The following is a 1480-nucleotide window of genomic DNA, read 5'->3' on the forward strand; positions in this document are numbered from 1 at the left end:
GCCGACCGCTGGAGCGAGTCCTGGGCGGCCGCGCCCACCAGCCAGCCGGTCACGGGTGCGGCCACGGCGATCAGCAGCAGCGCCACGAGGGCCACCCACGCCTCGGCCAGATCGGTCGCCCGGCGCAGGGGATTGTGCCGCCAGCGCCACAGCCCGATGAGTGCTCGCATGTCCCCACCCCCTTCCGGTCTCCGACCCCCGGCCTCGGTGCCCGCCCCCGGACCGGACCGGGAGAGGGCGACGTCACGTCCGCCGCGGTGCCTGACGCACACGGCCTCTCATGAATTTCTCATGCTGCTGAACGTCCGGGACACCGCTGCCGGTTCCCGGCCCCGCCGGATCGTCTCCGGACTGCTTCCCGCCGCTCGTACGCCGGGTCTACGCCAGTACGCGCACCGGGTCGCCGACGCGGACCGTGCCGGGGGAGAGCGGCACGAGGTTCTGGCCGAACAGCAGCCTGCCGTCCCTTCTGCGGTGGCGTGCCAGGGTGTGCAGCGGTTCCCTGCCCCGCACGGCGGTGGTCTGGTCGGTGGTGGTCACGACGCACCGTCCGCTGGGCTTCGGGGCCCGGAAGACCACTTCGCCGATGGCGATCCGTGTCCAGTGGTCCTCGGCCCAGGGCTCGGTGCCGGCGACGACGACGTTGGGCCGGAACCGGTTCATGGGCAGGGGGCCCTCGTGGGCGTGCGGGCCCTCGGCGATGAGGGAGTTCAGGGCGTCCAGCGAGGCCAGCGTGGTCACCAGCAGGGGGTAGCCGTCGGCGAAGCTCACGGTCTCGCCGGGCAGTGCGTAGGCGGGGTCGACCGGGCGGCGGGTGGCCGGATCGTCCATGTGGACCAGTCGGACCCCGGCCCCGAGAAAGGCGCTGCACCAGGCGTGCGCGTCGGCCGCGGCCGGGACCCCCTCCACCTTCGTGCCGAACACGTTCATCGGCACGGTCTCCGCAGGCCGCGGCACCTCGACCGTGAGCGGCTCCAGGCCGGGTGCGGACAGACGAACGCCGCCGCCGGCCAGAGGCTCGGCGGCGGCCAGTGCGAGGCGCGGCTGCTCGCGCTGTGTGACGACCTTTCCCCCGTCGTCGATCAGCGTCCAGCGTCGGTCGCCGGCCAGGCCCCAGGGCTCCACGACGGCCTCCCGGGGCGAGACGCCCCGGAACGCCTTGACCGGATGGACGTGGATCGACTCCACTTCGGCGTTTCCCATGCCGTCCATCGTGCCAGGCGGCACCGACGGCCGGGGGTGCGAGCCGTCAGTAGCCGCGGTACTGCTGGTTGTTGTACGGGTCCTGGTAGGGGGCCGGCGCGGGGCGCGGCGCGGCCGGGCGCATCGCCTCGTAGCCGTTGCCCGCCGCCATCGGCCGCTGCGGCTGCGGGGCCTGCGGACCGGGGTAGCCGCGCGGGGCGCTGGCCTGCTGCGGGATGTACGCCGTGGGCGCCTGCTGCAGCGGTGCGGGCTGCGGCGTCTGCGGGTAGCCGTAGGC

The 1480-nt window shown here is 74.4% G+C and carries 2 protein-coding genes and 1 pseudogene; all 3 read right to left on the reverse strand.

The genetic code is table 11. From position 1 onward, the window contains the following. Positions 1–170, reverse strand: a pseudogene (locus CCN44_RS48100) (Rv1733c family protein); the annotation flags it as partial. Positions 171–378: 208 nt separating this feature from the next. Then, positions 379–1203, reverse strand: coding sequence for an MOSC domain-containing protein (locus tag CCN44_RS42955; protein WP_086704701.1), 825 nt, complete (start codon positions 1201–1203; stop codon positions 379–381). Positions 1204–1249: 46 nt separating this feature from the next. After that, positions 1250–1480, reverse strand: a 231-nt coding sequence (locus tag CCN44_RS42960; protein WP_331478638.1) for a DUF6643 family protein, incomplete at its 5' end; no start/stop codon positions are given.

The sequence above is a fragment of the Streptomyces tricolor genome, from assembly GCF_002155905.1.
Lineage (GTDB): Bacteria > Actinomycetota > Actinomycetes > Streptomycetales > Streptomycetaceae > Streptomyces > Streptomyces tricolor.